Annotated in this window: 1 protein-coding gene; it reads right to left on the reverse strand. The window is 42.8% G+C overall.

Annotation, left to right across the window (positions count from 1 at the left end):
• Positions 1-379: 379 nt before the first annotated feature.
• Positions 380-1,465, reverse strand: coding sequence for a hypothetical protein (locus AB4180_RS22630; RefSeq protein ID WP_241909270.1), 1,086 nt, complete (start codon positions 1,463-1,465; stop codon positions 380-382).
• Between the last annotated feature and the right edge of the window lie 55 nt (positions 1,466-1,520).

Raw genomic sequence — 1,520 nt, forward strand, 5'->3', positions numbered from 1 at the left:
CCGACGCAGTAATCTGCTGAACCAGAGTGCTTGGTAACTGAGCCAAGATGTCTTTAGGGGTGCGCACACGCGAAAATAGCCCTACACACTCATCTGGTGTTAAGACATATTGAAGGTCGTTCGTACTGAGGGACGAACTAGATATAAATTTGCAAACTAAGTGCATTTGGATTCTCCACAACCTACAGGTATCAATAGTTGCGGTGATAGCTAAGCTGATAAGGCTTAAAAAAACGATTTGGTTGAAGAAATTCTACGCGGAATAATTATAAATTTCAACAAATTAGAAATGGTAACACCGCCTGCTAAAACGCTAGCAAAATAGTCAATTAAACAGGTGAAATAGTCAATTTAACTAGCAAGCTGACGGGGCAGACATTTAGGCATCAATTGAAAGTTTGTGTCCCTCCTTTTGGTATATCAAAGACTCTTCAAGTGAGATCATGTCGCCCGCAACAACCGCGATCTTACCAAACGGTGTCGTTTGGCTGAGCGAGATGTATTCTCGTAACTCGTAGCTGACTCTAGTAGCATCACCAAACTCATCATACTCTTTGGTTACATTAGCAAATTCGGGAATTTTACCTGCAAACTCTAGGTCGAAAACCACTTCAATGGTGTACATGCCATCAGTAAAAACCTCCGACGCCTGAGGAAACAAGGCTATTGGGCGATGCGAACCACTAATTTTATCAAGTTTAGCCTGCGTTATAACGTCCTTTTCTTGTAAGCTTTTGTGTGTACTTGTTGTTTCGTCGAAACGCTTTATATCAACAATAGCGAGGTCATAATCATCGGTCGAAAACGCTACAGCGAGAAATGAAAAAGTTGGCACGATAAAACCACGAATGGGCTTATCTTCAGGTACAGAATCATACCATTTGTTATATGTAGCTTGCTCACCCGTTAGTGCTTGAGTGCCTGCTTCATATTTAGGCGCGAGTTGTGAGCGCTTTACTTCTGTAACAGCGTATTCCACTTTTTTTTCTAGCGAGTTCAGTGCTTGATCACCGTCATACCCCTTTAGCTTTTCTAAGATAGAGACAAGGTCTACACACGCCTTTTTCATTGGCCGAGCATCACTCTGTGCACCAATCGCCAACTCTGTAAGCATTGACCATTCAGGAAAAGACAGCTTGTACGTCTTCTGTGTTAGTTCATGTACTGGCGAGCGCAGTGCCAAAACCTGATTGACGTTGGTTTTTTGGTTTTTCTGCGTTGAATCACCGAGTACATGTAAACGACCTAAGTCGTCTGTCGCCCAAAGGCCTGCGCTTTCCTCACCTAAGTTTTTGGCAATGGGAAGCCGTGACATAGGGCGAATATTGCTTAATGCCTCAATCACTTCCAAGTTATCAGCTGAATTCACATCGGCATAGGCGGAACCTTTTTTACCATCAACGGTAGGATACTCAACGCCAAATAAATAGATGTCTGTCGGTAAATATTTAAAGTCATTATTCATCGTTATCTACCTCCAGAAAACGCCCACCGTTAGCATCTAATGCCGTTCGGATAAG

Source organism: Vibrio sp. 10N.286.49.C3 (genome assembly GCF_041469545.1).
Classification (GTDB): domain Bacteria; phylum Pseudomonadota; class Gammaproteobacteria; order Enterobacterales; family Vibrionaceae; genus Vibrio; species Vibrio tasmaniensis_A.